Genomic DNA, 14,603 nt, shown 5'->3' on the forward strand with positions numbered 1-14,603 from the left:
AGGGAGAGAGTAGAGAGAGCGGCGGAGGGACGCAATGCGCCTCTCAGCGCGATTGGGCCCCCGCCCCGTGGCGACGCTTTGCAGAAGCCAGGATCGATTCCTGCGTCAGTCCATCGTTACGCACCATGACGGCATCAAACGCCAGATCGACGAAGACAGTCTTCACCGGCTCTTCCTGATAGCCGGCCACAAGCGGGCTCATCTTGCTCGCCATCGGGACTGCGCCGGGAGAATAGTAGGGTCGCTCATAGGGGACCGGGCCAATATCAGGCAACACGACGAATTCGCCGAAGGCCTGGATGCCGGCCGGAATCGGAGCAGGAGCGACGAGCGTGTAGGACGCGCTCGGCGTCTTACCCGCATAGGCCGTGCTGACGGCGATCGGCGCCGGCGCTGGAACCGGAACATTCTGCGGAATGGGCGCCATGCTGCCGCCAAGGCTCTGGAGCTGGTCACCCATGGACTGGTTCGAAGCCACCATCACGCCGGTAGCGATCTGGCCCTCGGGGTTGAGCCTCGGGAAGCGGTCGCCCTTCTTGACGTAGGACGCCATGAGAAATGGCATGTCGTGACCGTCCATGCGCGCGCGCCCGGCATACTGCACCCGTACCCTGCCCGTGCCGCTGTGCTGGAGGTCGAGCATGTCGGCGGTCTTGTTGGAAAGGTCTATGATGCGACCCTCATGATAGGGCCCGCGGTCGTTCACGCGAACGATGACGGAGGAACCGTTTTCAAGATTGGTGACGCGCGCATAGCTCGGCAGCGGAAAAGTCGGATGAGCGGCCGATAGGTGCATCTGGTCATAGACCTCGCCATTGGCCGTAAGTCGGCCATGGAAGGCCGAGCCGTACCATGAAGCAATGCCCGCCTTGTCGTATGAGAAGTCCTCGCGCGGATAGTACCACTTGCCCCTAACCTGATAGGGCTGGCCAACCAGGTAACGGCCACCGCCCTTCGGGATGTTGTTGCCGGTGGCGACACGGGGGCTCGCCTTCACGCCATATTCCTTCTCGGAGAAATACTCCTTCGGGCGTTTGGTCTGCTTCACACTGCCAGTTGTACCGCACGCGGCAGCGGTCGCGCACATCAAGGATATCGCGCACCATCGCAAACCAGTCGCAAGGGCTGCCGAACGGATCTCAAATTTCATTTGTCCCACGCCGCTACACAAATTTCCTTGGGTCGAAGCAACCATCGCCACATCCGCCCTCTCGGCAAACGACTACGATCAACCGCCTAACGAGGTTTTAATCATGTGGATAACGTGTCAAATTTACGAATAAATCCGCGGCAATAGAAACAATTCTAACAGTTATGGTTAACGAAGGGTTTACGACCTCCGCGGCGGGCGTGAGCCGAAGCCGGGGCAAAGCCGTTGAAAACCGGCGCGATATGAAACGCCTGCCCTCCTGCCAAAGGTACGCTTCGTCCCGAAATGACGTGCTTGTTTCGCGGCCGGAATTTTAGCGTTTTACGCCTTGCGTTTGCCCTCTGAGAAGGGGCGCTTGTCGCCTGAGGATGGCGATCCGATCATAGTCGAAGAGCGCACGTCAGATCTTCCGGCCGCCATGATCGAGTAAGCCCAACGGTGCGTCGGCAGCCTCCCGATTTCCGAGGAATGACAAGCTCATAAGGATACTGCTGCTGTTTTTGCAACGTTCTGCCACAATGAGGCAGGCCAGCGCCGTCGGCTCCTTGCCGCGCGCGCAGTCTGGTCCACATGCTGTTGCGTGAAAGCCGCAGGGCGTCAGCCGGAGAGCCGGGCAGCCAGTCCCGTTCATTCGCAACCATTCGCTCAAGGCCTTTACGGGCTGTCCATTGATTACAGCGGTTCGTCCGGCCAGCGGTTGCGGCGGGCGGAAGAATGCCTCCGCTCCGTAGAGCGCTGGCGAGGCAGCAATAGATAGACGGCCTGAACGCGGCACCGGCACGGCTGTCGCCGGGTGCCGTGCAGGGACCACGTCTAGTCGTTGGTCGATGACAACAAGGCGCGATGCCTCTTGCAACGTGAAGGCAAAAGATATGTCCGATATTGAGTTGTCGACCCTGATCTCTCGGCTCGACTTTGCGTGGATCACAACCTTCCACATCATCTATCCGCCGCTGACGATCGGTCTTGCCGCCATGCTGTTTTTTTCGGAATGGCGCTGGCTTCGGACGGATGACGAGACTTGGTACAGGCTCTGTCGTTTCTTCGAAAAGCTGTTCGTCGTCAATTTCGGCGCGGGCGTGGCAACGGGCGTGACGATGGAAATGGCCTTCGGCATTCTCTACGGACCTTTCTCGCAAGCCGCCGGCCCCTTCTTCGGCCAGGTACTCGGCTACGAAACGATCACCGCCTTCATGTATGAGGCCGGCTTCATCGGACTGATGATCTTCGGCTGGGGCAAGATCAGTCGGGGAATGCATCTTTTTGCGACCTTCAACGTGGCACTCGCCTCCTCGCTTTCGGCATTTTGGATCATGGATGCGAATTCCTGGATGCAGGCACCGGCCGGAGTAGAATACAAGGACGGTGTCTTCCGGATCGTCGACTGGATCGCCGCCATCTTCAATCCGGATGTCATTGCCGCCTTCCCGCACATGCTTATCGCCAGCTTCGAACTGTCGCTCTGCTTCGTCGCGGCCATTTCTGCCTGGTATCTCCTGAAGAACGAGCATGTTGCGCTGTTCCAGCGCTCGCTGAAGTATTCGGTACTTGCCCTCGTGGTGATTGCTCCTCTCCAGGTCTATATCGGCGATGCGCTGGGCCGTGTCACCGCGGACGCGCAGCCCGCCGCGCTTGCTGCCATGGAAGGCCACTTCCACACTCTCAATCCCGACGGCAGCCCCAACACTTCCTGGAATGTCATCGCCTGGCCTAACGCCGCCGGTGACGGCAATGCGTGGTCCATCCAGATCCCGCACATGCTGAGCTTGCTCGAGACCCACACGTTCGACCAGGCGGTGCCGGGACTGGATCAGTTTGCGCCGGAAGACCGCCCGCCCGTGGTCATCCCCTTCTACTCGTTCCGCATCATGGCGGCGATCGGCGGTTTCCTCATGCTCGTCGCATTCTGGGGCGGATGGTTAGCATGGAAGGGCAGCCTGTCGGTCGCCCGCGTCACCGAAAACCGCTGGTTCCTGCGCGCGATCATCTTCAGCGGCTTCCTGCCCTACCTCGCCGTCTGGACCGGCTGGTGGACGCGCGAGACCTCGCGCCAGCCCTGGGTGGTCTACGGCCTGCTGCGCACCGAGGATGGCGTAAGCAACATGTCGGTCACGGCAGCCGTCTTCTGGCTGGTGGGCTTCATGGTCTTCGAACTGACGGTATGGGCCGGCACCTGGTACTTCCTCGCCAAGGTGGTCCGCCAGGGTCCCGACATGGAAAGCCCCGTGGTCGGCGAAGGCCATGAATATCTGGGCCACCTCGCCGACAGCCCGTCCAGCGCCGACAACGAGCCGGAATATGTCCGGCCCGTCTGACACCCGCGCGAGAACATGACGAAGGTCAAGGAGTACAGGCAATGGATACGCTAACCGAACTTCAGCAGCTTCTCGCCTTCGCGTGGTGGATGGCGTTGTGCGTGAGCATCCTGCTCTACGTCATGCTCGACGGTGCCGACCTTGGGGCTGGGATTATCTCCCTCTTCGTCCCGGACGAGCACGAACGCGGTGCGATCATGTCGGCCATGGCCGGCACGTGGGATGCCAATGAAACCTGGCTGGTCGTCGCAGGCGGCATCCTGTTCGGAACGTTCCCCTTCGTATACGGCTCGGCCTTCAGCTATCTCCTGCTGCCGCTGGCTCTCGTACTCTGGGGAATCATGACGCGCGCCGTTGCGCTGGAGTTCCGGCACCTCGCGGAGCCCAAATGGCGCCGCTTCTCGGACTATGCGTTCGGACTGTCGAGCCTTGCCACGACATTCTTCGGGGGCGTGGCGATCGGCGCTGTCCTTCAAGGCTTTCCCTTGACGGATGATCCAGGCAGGGTTCCGACCTATGTCGGCGGAGTAACGCGGTTCATCAGTGCTTTCAGCGTCTGGACCGGGTTCGGGGCCGTTCTCATCGTCATGCTGGCAGGCGGGCTCTTCATTCGCGCACGCTTCGAGCGGAGCGAGCCGCTGCGGCAGCATGTTGCCCGCTGGACAAACTTCGCCTTCGTTACATCGATCGCCTGCGCCGGCATCACGATCATCTGGTGCGCCACGATCTTTCCCTGGGCGGCCCAGAAATGGTTCGGATCGAACTTCTGGATCTGGGCGCTGGTGCTCATCGCAGTCATCTACGCGACGATGCGAATGCGTCGGGCAATCCACGCCGACCGCGATCTGGCCGCCATCCTGTGGTTCAACCTGACGGTCGCCATCGTGGGGGTCGCCTTGGCCGCCACCATGTTTCCCTGGCTCGTGCCGAACACCTGGACAATCTACAGCGGCGCCAGCCCGCAGGTCTCCCTGATCACCTTCACGCTGACGATGGGCGGATTCCTCCCGGTTATGCTCATGTACAACTGGTACCAGATCTGGGTCTTCCGCGCGCGCATCAGCAAACTCGTCGCCTATCACGATTGAGGCGGCGAGAAAGGCAGAGAACTGAACAAAAGCGGGGGCAAGGATAATGGCTGGACCACGGCAGATGCTGAACCGATCCGCTGCGCGGCAGCAAGAAACCTGGCTGCGCAGCTATATTCGCAACGTCCGGTTCCCGCTTTCGCTGGCAGTCGGGGCTGGAACGCTCTCAGGCATCCTGATGATAGCGCAGGCCTGGCTGCTGGCATGCGTCGTCAACGCGGTCACGATCGAGGGCCAAGGGCTTGCTGAAGTGTGGCATTGGCTCACCCCGCTCCTCGGCGTCATCGTGGCGCGCGCCATTGTCGGCAGCTTTGTCGATATCGCCGCATTCTCGGCCGCTGCAACGGTCAAGCACGGGCTGCGTCGTCGTCTCTATGACCACATCAGCGCGCTGGGTCCGGCCTGGATGCAACGCCAGCGCAGCGGCGAGGTCGCCAACACGCTCGTCGACGGCGTGGAGGAGATCGAAAAATACTACGCAAACTACCTGCCGCAAACAGCATTGGCGGCACTCCTGCCGCTCGCCGTCCTGTTTGCGGCCTTCCCCGCCGATTGGGTCTCGGGTCTGATCTTCCTCGTGACAGCGCCGCTCATACCTCTTTTCATGATCATCATCGGCAAGGGCGCCGAAAGCCTCAACCAGCGTCAGTGGGGCAGGCTCTCGCGTATGAGCGCGCATTTCTTCGACGTGATCGAAGGGCTGACGACGCTGAAGCTCTTCAATGCAAGCAGGCGCGAGGCAGAAGTGGTCGCGAGAATTTCAGACGAATACCGCAGCAGCACCATGTCCGTCCTGCGCGTCGCCTTCCTCTCTTCCCTCGTCCTGGAGTTCTTCTCGACGGTCAGCATCGCGCTGGCGGCGGTATTCATCGGCTTCCGGCTCTACTATCGCGAGCTGGACTTCCTGTCGGGTTTCTTCGTCCTGCTGCTCGCGCCGGAATTCTATCGCCCGCTGAGGGACATGGGCGCACAGTACCACGCCCGCATGGCCGCGATTGCCGCGTCCGAAAGCATCATCCGCTGCCTGCAGACCGCCTTGCTGGAGCGTCCGGCAAATCCGCTACCCTTGCCGCTTCGCCGCAAGCTGCGCATCGATTTTGAAGGCGTCTGTTTTTCCCACGACGATGATGGGCAGGGACTGCAGAATATAAGCTTTGCACTGTCGCAGGGCGAATGCGTTGCGCTCGTCGGCCCGAGCGGTGCCGGCAAGACGACGATCGGTCAGCTTCTGCTGGGCTTCCTTCGGCCACAATCCGGGCAGATCCGCGTCAACGGTGTCGACCTCTACGATCTCGACGAGAACGAATGGCTGAGCCGCGTCTCCTGGGTGCCGCAGAAGCCGACCCTGTTCTACGGCAGCATCGGCGACAATATCCGTCTCGGCGCGCCCGAGGCTTCCGTGGAAGCCGTCCGCGCTGCTGCCGTGCAAGCGCAGGCCGATGGCTTCATCGAGCGACTGCCCGCAGGCTACGAGACATTGCTTGGGGATGGCGGCCAGGGACTTTCGGGCGGCGAGATCCGCCGCGTCGCCCTCGCCCGCGCCTTCCTGAAGGACGCCGATCTGATCATTCTCGACGAGGCCACCGGCGCGCTTGACCGGCAGACGGCGACCCGCTTGATGGGTTCGGTCAGGCAGATGACTTCGAAAAGCGCCGTTCTCTTCATCACCCACGACCTTGAGGCGGCCCGAACGGCGGACAGGATCATCACGATCGAGCGTGGCCGGATCGTCGACGAGGCAGGCCGCGCGATGCCGCTCAGGGAGGTCCGCCTGCCATGAAGGATATCCTGCGCCTCCTCCGTCTCTTTCGTCCCTATCGCGCCTGGATCGCCGCCGGCATCGGCCTTAGCGTCGTCGTCGCGCTTTCGAACGTGGCCCTGCTGGCGCTTTCGGGCTGGTTCATCGCATCCATGGCGCTGAGCGGCCTTGGCAACCAGATGTTCAACTTCTTCACACCGGCAGCCGCCATACGCGGACTTGCGATCCTGCGGACCGTCGCGCGCTATCTGGAGCGCATCGTCACGCATGAGGCGACATTGCGTCTGCTTTCAGCGCTTCGCGTCTGGTTCTACGGGCGGCTCGAACCGCTGGCGCCCGCCGGCCTTCAGGCCTACCGCGGCAGCGATCTTCTGAGCCGGATCCGCGCTGACGTCGACAGCCTGGACAATTTCTATCTTCGTATCCTGGCTCCGGTCGTATCGGCCGCGATTTGCGTCGTCGCCCTTCTGGCCGCCATGTCGATGATCAGCGTAAACGTCGCGCTCATCAACGGGATCGGACTGCTGCTGGCCGGCCTTGTCCTGCCGCTCATTGCACAGCGAAGCGGAAGGCGACCGGGCGAGCGTCTGGTGACGGCGCGTGCCGCGCTCAGGGCTGGTGTGACCGACAGCTGTCGCGGCTCGGGCGAATTGCGCGTCTATGGCGCCGTCGGCCGCCAGGGCGCGCATCTGGACGAACTGGGCCAGGCGCTGATTGCGGACCAACGCCAGCTAGTCCGCATCAAGGGTCTGTTTTCGGGGCTTTCGACTCTTGCGGCCCAGGCCAGCATGTTGGTTGCCGTCATCATGATCATTCCGGTCATCCATGCCGGAGCACTTCCGCCTGCGCATCTCGCCTTGATCGCGTTCTTCGTCCTGTCGAGTTTCGATACGATTGCCTCCCTGCCGGCCGCCTTCCAGTCGCTCGGCGAGACGCTTGCAGCAGCGCGGCGTATCTTCGAGATCGCGGATGCCGAACCGAATGTGGTCGATCCGGTACAGCCGGGGCCATCGCCGACGCGCTTCGACATCGACATAGACGCGTTGCGAATGCGCTACTCCGACCATGGGCCGTGGGCGCTCGACAGGGTGAACCTGAGAGTGCCCGAAGGAAGCGCTCTCGGAATCGTGGGTCCGTCGGGCTCCGGCAAGAGCACCATCTTCAACGTGCTGCTGCGCTTCTGGGACTATCAAGACGGCAAGGCGACCATCGGCGGCGTTCCTCTTGACGCGCTTGGTGGCGATGAGGCACGGAGCCTCTTTGCCGTCGTGGCCCAGCAAAGTCATCTCTTCAATGCCAGCATCCGGGAAAACCTGCTTCTCGCCCGTCCGTCCGCAAGCGAGGAAGATCTCAAGGCTGCACTGCGGCAGGCGGCGGTGCTTGACGAAGTCATGGCCTTTCCGCGGGGGCTCGATACCTACGTCGGAGAGGCCGGCGCGCGGCTTTCGGGCGGACAGGCACGGCGCATCACAATTGCCCGGGTCTACCTCAAGAATGCGCCGGTCCTGCTTCTCGACGAGCCGACCGAGGGACTGGATGTCCAATCGGAGCAACTCGTCCTTCGCGCGCTGAAGCCGTTGATGCGTGGCAGGACGACGCTGGTGATCACGCATCATCCCGAAGTCCTGACGCTGGTCGATCAGGTGATCACGCTTCTGGATGGAAGGAGCCTTCCGGCCGCGACCCCCGAGGCTATGGCCCATGCGGTTCTCACCGGTGCAAGGTCGCCCTCGCTCGCAATCTCCGGGTCGGGAAGCTGAGTCGCCAGCACGGCGCGAACTTCGCGGAAATCGATGATCGTGGCCTTTCCCGGTTCCGGTGAAGCCGAAATGATCTCGAGCAGGATCTAGCAACCACGCGCCAGTCGATGAGGATCTCCTCGCAGTCGCCCTTGATCCCCTTCAACGCGGCGCCTTGCTTGCCTTGTCTCGCCGCCGATTGGAACAAATCCGCTTCTGAAGTGTTCGTCTCGTTAGCAAGAGGAGGCACACCATGAGCTATGACCCGAATCAGGAGCCCAATCTGCGCCCAACGCCGGTTACGAGGCGGCAATCGTCGTTCTGGACGGTTTGGGTAGCAATTGCTGCAATCATTGTCGTCGGCGCGTTTGCCTGGATGCAATGGGGATCGCGAGTCACCGATCCTGGAACAACGGCTTCGACGGCTCCGATGACGCAGCCCGCGCCAGCGACGCCGGCGCCACCGGCAGATAGCGCGACGCCTGCAGCACCCGCGACGCCCGCGCCGTCCACTGGGACGACACCGCAGTAAAACGCGGGCATGTTCTTCGGAACCTGGTCGCGGTAACAATTTACCGCGAATGCAAATTCTGCAGGCCAGCCGGTTGCTCAATGAGAGGTACTGAATCCGGCCCTGCGGAAATGCGCGAGCAGTACAAAGACTGCGCGCGCCGATTTTCGAACGGCGAGGCAGGCTGAAGACTTGCCTCGACTGGGGCGTATGGCGCGTCAACGCAAGCAAATCAAATGCAAGAACGCTCCCCGATCCTTCAGGCCCTCGGCAGGATGACATCGCCCATCAAGCGAGACGCACCATTCCCCATTTTTTCAGCGCCTGCGCTCTCCGGTTGACGATGGGGGGCGAACGGCTGTAAAGCCAGCGAAGTCCCCACCGGCACCCGGCGCGGGCCTGATCGCGGAAGAGTGTCCGAGTGGTTTAAGGAACCGGTCTTGAAAACCGGCGTGCGGGAAACCGTACCGTGGGTTCGAATCCCACCTCTTCCGCCACAACCATATGATAGTGTTTGGCAATTTTCGTTGAAATGATCGGCGTCGATCTGCAGCATTGTCAACGATTACCTGCAACAATGCTGCAACTGCATACGTGTTGCAGGAGCGCCCGATTCTTGCTGCAGCGGACAGTTCGACAAGAGGCGGCAGAATCCGCCCCACGCATGTCAATTTTCGTCCTATCCGAGGCTATGCGCAGCAACCGCTTTTGGAGGCGGCTGGTCCGCAGCAGGCAGCAGCCTCCTTCGTGTTCTCGGCAAGCCAGCGGTCACGTGGCTTGCAGCTGGCTGGACGCGCCAACAGTTCGACATGGACAGCTCCACCTCGGAGCGTCGGCAAAGAGGCGCAGTAGAGCTGCATCGGTCGCACGCCGTCGCTGACCTCGAAGGTGAGCTTCGCCGATCCGTCGAGCTGCACGTGCTCGGTCACTTTCCGGATGATCGAATGGAACTTGCCCGCAGCCATGTGCGTCCGATCGTCTTCGTCGATGTCCCAGAGCTGGATGAATATCTCCGACCAGGCCTCCGGGTTCGCTCCGCAATCGAGAGCCGAGAACTGTCCCGCCTTGACCTCTGTGACGTGATAGCCGGGCTTCACCGGATGTCCGTCGTAGTGGAATACCAGCGGGGAATCCTTCGCTCCGGAGAGGATCGCGACGAGATCGCCGAGGCTGATGTCGTCCGTCAGCATTTTGCCGTTGTCGACGGCGTTCATTTCCGGTAATCCTTGTTTCAATGCTTAAAGGATTATTGAAATATGGATCAACGTCAAGCCCTGGTATCGTTTGGTGCTCTGTCGCAGGAGACCCGCCTGCAGATCATCCGGATGCTCGTGGTCGCCGGACCCGATGGTATGTCCGCAGGGGCGATCGCGGAGAAGGCAGAGGTCTCGCCATCGAACGTGTCGTTCCATCTCAAGGAGCTGGAGCGGGCAGGTCTTATCAATCAGCAGCGGGAGTCCCGCTCGATCATTTATTCGGCCGCCTACGATGCCCTCGGCGGACTCGTGCGGTTCCTGATGGAAGACTGCTGCGCGGGACATCCTGAAATCTGTGCGCCGGCTGCTGCCGTTGCCGCATGCTGCACGCCAACGACGGACGGGGCGACGTCGACGTCGAAGAAGGCGAACTGATGCAAGAGTTCGATCTTCATCGGCGGCTGGCTGCCGAAGCCATAGGAACCGCCTTGCTAGTCGCGACCGTCGTCGGTTCTGGCATCATGGCATCCTCCCTGACCCAGGACACAGCGCTGGCCCTGCTTGGTAATACGTTGGCGACGGGCGCGATCCTAGTGGTGCTCGTCACGGTGCTTGGCCCGATATCGGGAGCGCACTTCAATCCCGCCGTGTCGCTGGTGTTCGCAATGTCGCGCGCGCTGCCTAGCCGTGACCTCGCCGCCTATATTCTTGTTCAGATCGTTGGCGGCGTCTTGGGTACGATGACGGCTCATGCGATGCTCGCGCTCCCCATCCTCGAATGGTCCATGAAAGAGCGCTCCGGAGAGAGCCAGTGGTTTGCGGAATGGATCGCCACCTTTGGGCTGGTGTCGGTCATTCTCCTCGGTATCCGCTTTGATCGAAAGGCGACTCCCTGGTCGGTCGGCCTCTACATCACGGCGGCCTACTGGTTCACGTCCTCGACATCATTCGCCAATCCCGCCGTTGCGGTCGCGCGCGCGTTCACGAACACCTTCTCCGGAATTCGACCTGCCGATCTTCCGGGGTTCGTCGTGGCAGAGTTCATCGGCGCGCTATGCGCCTTCCCTCTGGTCACTTGGCTTCTTCGGCCGACCCCAATCGTGGAGACAGCATCATGAACGTCACCATCTACCGCAATCCGGACTGTGGCACGTCCCGCAACACGCTGGCCATGATTCGCAATGCCGGAATCGAGCCGACCGTCATCGAGTACCTGAAGAACCCGCCGACGCGCGCCCAGCTCGTGAAGATGATTGCCGACGCCGGATTGACTGTCCGTGAAGCAATCCGCGAGAAGGGCACGCCCTATGTGGAGATCGGTCTCGACAACGCCAACCTGACCGACGCGCAGCTCTTGGATGCGATGATGAAGGATCCGATTCTGATCAACAGGCCGCTCGTCATCACTCCCGTGGGGACCCGCCTTGCCCGGCCTTCGGAAGCCGTTCTCGACATCCTTCCTGACAGTCACAAGGGAGCCTTCAGCAAGGAAGACGGCGAAAAGGTCCTCGACGCTGATGGGAAGCGTCTTGTCTGAGCGGGTGCCCGTTCTTGCCGTGCTTGCCCTCGGTCTGACGCAGATCATCGGTTACGGCACGCTCTATTACTCCTTCAGCATCCTTGCACCGGACATGGCCGCGCAGTTGTCTTGGTCCAGCGAGTGGGTGTTCGGTGCGCTGTCCATCGCGCTCCTAGTCGGGGGGCTGACTGCTCCATGGCTGGGTATGCTGTTCGACAGGATCGGTGCCGCCCGCGTGATGACGATCGGGTCCTTCGTGGCTGCTGCGGCTCTGACTGTCTGCGCCCTTGCGCCCAACAAGGCAGCATATGTCGCAGCACTCATTGCTGTCGAAGCTTCGGCCAATCTCGTCCAGTACGGCGCGGCCTTCGCGCTCCTCGTGCAAATCCGCCCGCAAGTCGCCTCCCGGAGCATCACCTACCTGACATTGATCGCCGGGTTCGCCTCGACAATCTTCTGGCCGATCACAACAGCGCTCCATGCGCATCTGAGCTGGCAGAACGTCTATCTGGTCTTCGCAGCGCTCAACCTATTCGTCTGCATGCCGATCCATACGTGGCTATCTCACGAAGGGACTTCCAGCCGCGTGAAGGCATCCGCCGCTGCGCCTCGTGTCGAGGGCATGCTTCCTCCCGCACGACGCCGTATTGGCTTCGCGATCATGGTCACGGGCTTCTCCCTGATGTCGCTCGTTAGCTCGGCAGTTCTGGTGCACCTGGTCCCATTGCTGTCCGGCCTTGGGCTTGGCGCGACCGCCGCCCTTGTCGGAACGCTATTCGGCCCGTCGCAGGTCGGCAGTCGCCTCATCAACATGGTCTTTGGGAAGAACCTGCCTGCACTCCATCTGGCGATGATCGCAGCAGTGCTCATCCCCGGCGGCGTCCTCGTGCTTCTGTTCTCCGCTCCTTCCGTGCCGGGCGCCATGGCCTTCGCAATCATCTTCGGCATGGGCAACGGCCTGTTGAGCATCGTGACTGGAACGCTGCCTCTGCATCTCTTTGGGAGCGACGGCTATGGCAGGCTGCAGGGGAAGATGATGGCAGCGCGTCTGATCCTGTCAGCTCTTGCGCCATTCGTGCTTGCCTTCTCGATGGAGAACATCGGCATACCGTCATCTCTCGGGATCACGGCTGCCTTGGGTGGACTTTCGATAATCGCGCTGCTCTCCATCGCGGCATTGCGCCAAGAGCAACACAGGCCAGCCGAACAGAGCTGAGGAACGGAACGCCTCGACGGAGGCAGTCGATCCCACATCCCGCCCTTGGCGGCATGCTGACGTCTCCGATACGCACATTGTCGTCCCGATGCTCGCGGAGGCTCGCGCCTCCCGGCGCGCTCACGCTTTGCCGCCTCCAATCGGCATGATCCGACTTATCTAGTCCGGGAGCAGGCATTACTGGGCGGCCCCGATGGGCATTCTAGGAGATGGCGATGATTTCGATTTCCTGATCGCCGACGCTGACGGCTTCTCCGACGGCTTTGCCCATGAGGATCCTCGCCACCGGCGATGCGAAGGAGATCGTTCCGGCTTTGGGGTCGGCTTCGTCCTCTCCGACGATGCGATATTTCTGCACGCGCCCATCGTCCCGGCTGAAGGTGACTGTGCTGCCAAAGGCAACGATGTCGGATGACGTCGGTTGCGGCATAAGCTGGGCGGTACGAAGTCTTGCCGCATAGTAGCGCATGTCGCGCAACGGATTTGCAGTCTGTCGGCGGCGTTCGTTCACGTCTTCGATGGCACTTGCAGCACCATGGGCCTCGCGCGCCTGTTGAAGCTGCAATTCCAAGGCCTTCAATCCCGCTTCCGTAACAAGGTTCGGATGCGCCGAAATCGGACGGTCAGGTAGCACTGTTTCCGCAGCAGTTTCGGCACTTTCCTCTTTGACAAAGGCAGTGCTCAAATCTCAAACCTCCGTTTATACGCGGTGCGCTCCTGCACCGCATGAAGCCATGGCAGGCACGATAGCCACAGTCGGAAAACGACTGCACTGGCTATCGGCGAATGACAGAAGAAGCCCTCGTCACTGCCGATAGAATACACGATACCCGATAAAGACAGAACCGGGATAGCTTCGCAGGCTTGGCCTCGATCCCTATTGGGAGTCCCTCGGGAAGCCGCGGCAGAGGAGCCGATTGTGAACATGCGCCGGTCCGACGATGGAGGCGACTATATCCACTGCCAGCGCGTCATCCCCGCGACATCGCACAAACCCTTCAAGCACAACGAAATCGCCAAGCGTCGAGACCACGATTTGCGTGCTGTCAAACCCTGAGGCTGCTTCGAGCGCGCATTTCACCGCTGCTTTCGTTGCCGCTGAATAATGGCCTGCCTCAAGGCTGTTCAGCGATCGGCCATCCACATCCAAACGCAAGATCATGTTCACCTCCACTTCAAAGCAGAAAAGGCTACAGATCGCTGCATTAGCCGTCTATTAAGTAAGACATGCTCCTGCTCCAGGAGGATGCTGTGCTGTTCAAGGGCGAGCGAACATTCATCATACGGGACATGGGAGGCTTCGTCGCTCACGTCAACCTGCCCGGATGGCTGAAGCGGACGCCTACCGATCATGGGCATGGTCCCCTTGCCATGGTCGTGGAATCCATTCTTCATCCCGGTCGGCTCATCGCGATGCACGAGCACCGGAACGATGAGATCATCTCGTGGGTGCCCGACGGCATCATGCGCCACGAGGATAAGACTGCGGGCCGGCTTGTGATCGATGCCAGCCATCTCATGGTGATGAATGCCGGGCGCGGCTTCTGGCATTCAGAGGAAACCTTGCCGACAGATCCGCCGCTGCGCATGCTGCAGATCCTTGTGCGGCCGCGCGCGATCGATCTCGAACCCGAGGTCCAGTACGGCCCGATTCCGAGAGCGGCGCCGAACAGGTGGCGGCACCTCGTCGGTCCGGATGACGGCAGCGCGCCCTTCCACGTGCGAAACGCTGTCGACCTGTTCGACATCCGGCTGGAGGCAGGTGTGCGCGCGGAATTCCCGCACATGCAAGGGCGAGACCTCTATTTCTACGTCTTCAACGGTTCGGTTGCCGTCGGCGGACAGACTTTCACAGAAGGGGAGCAAGGGCTGCTGATATCCGGTGACAGACTTACAGTCGAGGCCATGAGTCCGAGCCTGATTGTCGCATTCCTGCTCGACCCGTGTGCGCCGGTTACGAGGAAGGGCACGGTGGGCGATCACCGAAGGACCCCCTCGCCTTTCCTGGCCCGCGTGCTCAAGACCTGGGTGCGACTGCGTCGCCTGTGGCGCCCTTAACTTTTGTCGGCGTTCGGTCGCCGGTAGAACCCCTCGGAAGCCCATGGTCGAG

At 61.3% G+C, this 14,603-nt stretch carries 14 protein-coding genes and 1 tRNA gene; 11 read left to right on the forward strand and 4 right to left on the reverse strand.

All coding sequences use genetic code 11. The annotated features are described in order from the left end of the window. Nucleotides 1-43: 43 nt before the first annotated feature. Nucleotides 44-1,150: a septal ring lytic transglycosylase RlpA family protein gene (locus tag EV286_RS09550; RefSeq protein WP_132956780.1), complete on the reverse strand. Its 1,107-nt coding sequence runs from the start codon at nucleotides 1,148-1,150 to the stop codon at nucleotides 44-46. Nucleotides 1,151-2,022: 872 nt separating this feature from the next. Here EV286_RS09550 and EV286_RS09555 point away from each other — a divergent pair. The 6 genes from EV286_RS09555 (at nucleotide 2,023) to EV286_RS09580 (ending at nucleotide 9,059) form a co-directional block, all read left to right on the forward strand. After that, the gene (locus tag EV286_RS09555) at nucleotides 2,023-3,465 is read left to right on the forward strand and encodes a cytochrome ubiquinol oxidase subunit I (RefSeq protein ID WP_132956781.1); all 1,443 of its coding nucleotides are present in this window, start codon (nucleotides 2,023-2,025) and stop codon (nucleotides 3,463-3,465) included. 41 nt (nucleotides 3,466-3,506) lie between these two features. Continuing rightward, nucleotides 3,507-4,553: a cytochrome d ubiquinol oxidase subunit II gene (locus EV286_RS09560; protein ID WP_132956782.1), complete on the forward strand. Its 1,047-nt coding sequence runs from the start codon at nucleotides 3,507-3,509 to the stop codon at nucleotides 4,551-4,553. A gap of 46 nt (nucleotides 4,554-4,599) precedes the next feature. Beyond that, entirely contained in the window at nucleotides 4,600-6,333 is a 1,734-nt protein-coding gene (gene cydD, locus EV286_RS09565; RefSeq protein WP_132956783.1) for a thiol reductant ABC exporter subunit CydD, read from the forward strand. After that, nucleotides 6,330-8,072, forward strand: coding sequence for a thiol reductant ABC exporter subunit CydC (cydC, locus tag EV286_RS09570; protein WP_132956784.1), 1,743 nt, complete (start codon nucleotides 6,330-6,332; stop codon nucleotides 8,070-8,072). The genes cydD and cydC overlap by 4 nt, the downstream gene beginning before the upstream one ends. Nucleotides 8,073-8,304: 232 nt before the next feature. Next, a complete protein-coding gene (locus tag EV286_RS32475; protein WP_132956785.1) occupies nucleotides 8,305-8,583 on the forward strand; it encodes a hypothetical protein in 279 nt (92 codons plus the stop codon). A gap of 386 nt (nucleotides 8,584-8,969) precedes the next feature. After that, nucleotides 8,970-9,059 (forward strand) — tRNA-Ser (locus EV286_RS09580). A gap of 192 nt (nucleotides 9,060-9,251) precedes the next feature. On the opposite strand, the gene EV286_RS09585 is transcribed toward EV286_RS09580, so the two are convergent. Further along, nucleotides 9,252-9,776: a DUF6428 family protein gene (locus EV286_RS09585; RefSeq protein WP_132956786.1), complete on the reverse strand. Its 525-nt coding sequence runs from the start codon at nucleotides 9,774-9,776 to the stop codon at nucleotides 9,252-9,254. A gap of 42 nt (nucleotides 9,777-9,818) precedes the next feature. Between EV286_RS09585 and EV286_RS09590 the strand changes: the two genes are divergently transcribed. Genes EV286_RS09590 through arsK form a run of 4 tightly spaced genes read left to right on the forward strand, consistent with a single transcriptional unit; the run spans nucleotide 9,819 to nucleotide 12,493 of the window. After that, entirely contained in the window at nucleotides 9,819-10,193 is a 375-nt protein-coding gene (locus EV286_RS09590) for a metalloregulator ArsR/SmtB family transcription factor (protein WP_132956787.1), read from the forward strand. After that, entirely contained in the window at nucleotides 10,193-10,876 is a 684-nt protein-coding gene (locus EV286_RS09595; protein WP_132956788.1) for an MIP/aquaporin family protein, read from the forward strand. Before EV286_RS09590 ends, EV286_RS09595 begins: the two co-directional genes overlap by 1 nt. Further along, nucleotides 10,873-11,295: an arsenate reductase (glutaredoxin) gene (gene arsC / locus EV286_RS09600; RefSeq protein WP_132956789.1), complete on the forward strand. Its 423-nt coding sequence runs from the start codon at nucleotides 10,873-10,875 to the stop codon at nucleotides 11,293-11,295. The genes EV286_RS09595 and arsC overlap by 4 nt, the downstream gene beginning before the upstream one ends. Further along, nucleotides 11,276-12,493 (forward strand): arsenite efflux MFS transporter ArsK, encoded by a 1,218-nt coding sequence (arsK, locus tag EV286_RS09605; RefSeq protein ID WP_132956790.1) that lies wholly within the window; start codon nucleotides 11,276-11,278, stop codon nucleotides 12,491-12,493. Before arsC ends, arsK begins: the two co-directional genes overlap by 20 nt. 202 nt (nucleotides 12,494-12,695) lie before the next feature. On the opposite strand, the gene greA is transcribed toward arsK, so the two are convergent. Next, complete coding sequence (greA, locus tag EV286_RS09610) at nucleotides 12,696-13,178, reverse strand: transcription elongation factor GreA (protein ID WP_132956791.1); 483 nt, start codon at nucleotides 13,176-13,178, stop codon at nucleotides 12,696-12,698. A gap of 192 nt (nucleotides 13,179-13,370) precedes the next feature. Continuing rightward, a complete protein-coding gene (locus EV286_RS09615) occupies nucleotides 13,371-13,655 on the reverse strand; it encodes a BON domain-containing protein (protein WP_132956792.1) in 285 nt (94 codons plus the stop codon). An 89-nt stretch (nucleotides 13,656-13,744) separates the two neighbouring features. On the opposite strand from EV286_RS09615, the gene EV286_RS09620 reads away from it, so the two are divergent. Beyond that, nucleotides 13,745-14,551: a pirin family protein gene (locus EV286_RS09620; RefSeq protein ID WP_132956901.1), complete on the forward strand. Its 807-nt coding sequence runs from the start codon at nucleotides 13,745-13,747 to the stop codon at nucleotides 14,549-14,551. The last annotated feature ends 52 nt before the right edge of the window (nucleotides 14,552-14,603 follow it).

This window comes from Rhizobium sp. BK251 (genome assembly GCF_004345245.1).
Classification (GTDB): domain Bacteria; phylum Pseudomonadota; class Alphaproteobacteria; order Rhizobiales; family Rhizobiaceae; genus Rhizobium.

Coding starts and splice junctions, on each gene's coding strand:
- arsC (WP_132956789.1), top strand. CDS start 10,873: ATGAACGTCACCATCTACCGCAATCCGGACTGTGGCACGTCCCGCAAC.
- cydC (WP_132956784.1), top strand. CDS start 6,330: ATGAAGGATATCCTGCGCCTCCTCCGTCTCTTTCGTCCCTATCGCGCC.
- EV286_RS09585 (WP_132956786.1), bottom strand. CDS start 9,776: ATGAACGCCGTCGACAACGGCAAAATGCTGACGGACGACATCAGCCTC.
- EV286_RS09555 (WP_132956781.1), top strand. CDS start 2,023: ATGTCCGATATTGAGTTGTCGACCCTGATCTCTCGGCTCGACTTTGCG.
- cydD (WP_132956783.1), top strand. CDS start 4,600: ATGGCTGGACCACGGCAGATGCTGAACCGATCCGCTGCGCGGCAGCAA.
- EV286_RS09550 (WP_132956780.1), bottom strand. CDS start 1,150: ATGAAATTTGAGATCCGTTCGGCAGCCCTTGCGACTGGTTTGCGATGG.
- EV286_RS09560 (WP_132956782.1), top strand. CDS start 3,507: ATGGATACGCTAACCGAACTTCAGCAGCTTCTCGCCTTCGCGTGGTGG.
- EV286_RS09590 (WP_132956787.1), top strand. CDS start 9,819: ATGGATCAACGTCAAGCCCTGGTATCGTTTGGTGCTCTGTCGCAGGAG.
- EV286_RS09615 (WP_132956792.1), bottom strand. CDS start 13,655: ATGATCTTGCGTTTGGATGTGGATGGCCGATCGCTGAACAGCCTTGAG.
- EV286_RS32475 (WP_132956785.1), top strand. CDS start 8,305: ATGAGCTATGACCCGAATCAGGAGCCCAATCTGCGCCCAACGCCGGTT.
- arsK (WP_132956790.1), top strand. CDS start 11,276: ATGGGAAGCGTCTTGTCTGAGCGGGTGCCCGTTCTTGCCGTGCTTGCC.
- EV286_RS09595 (WP_132956788.1), top strand. CDS start 10,193: ATGCAAGAGTTCGATCTTCATCGGCGGCTGGCTGCCGAAGCCATAGGA.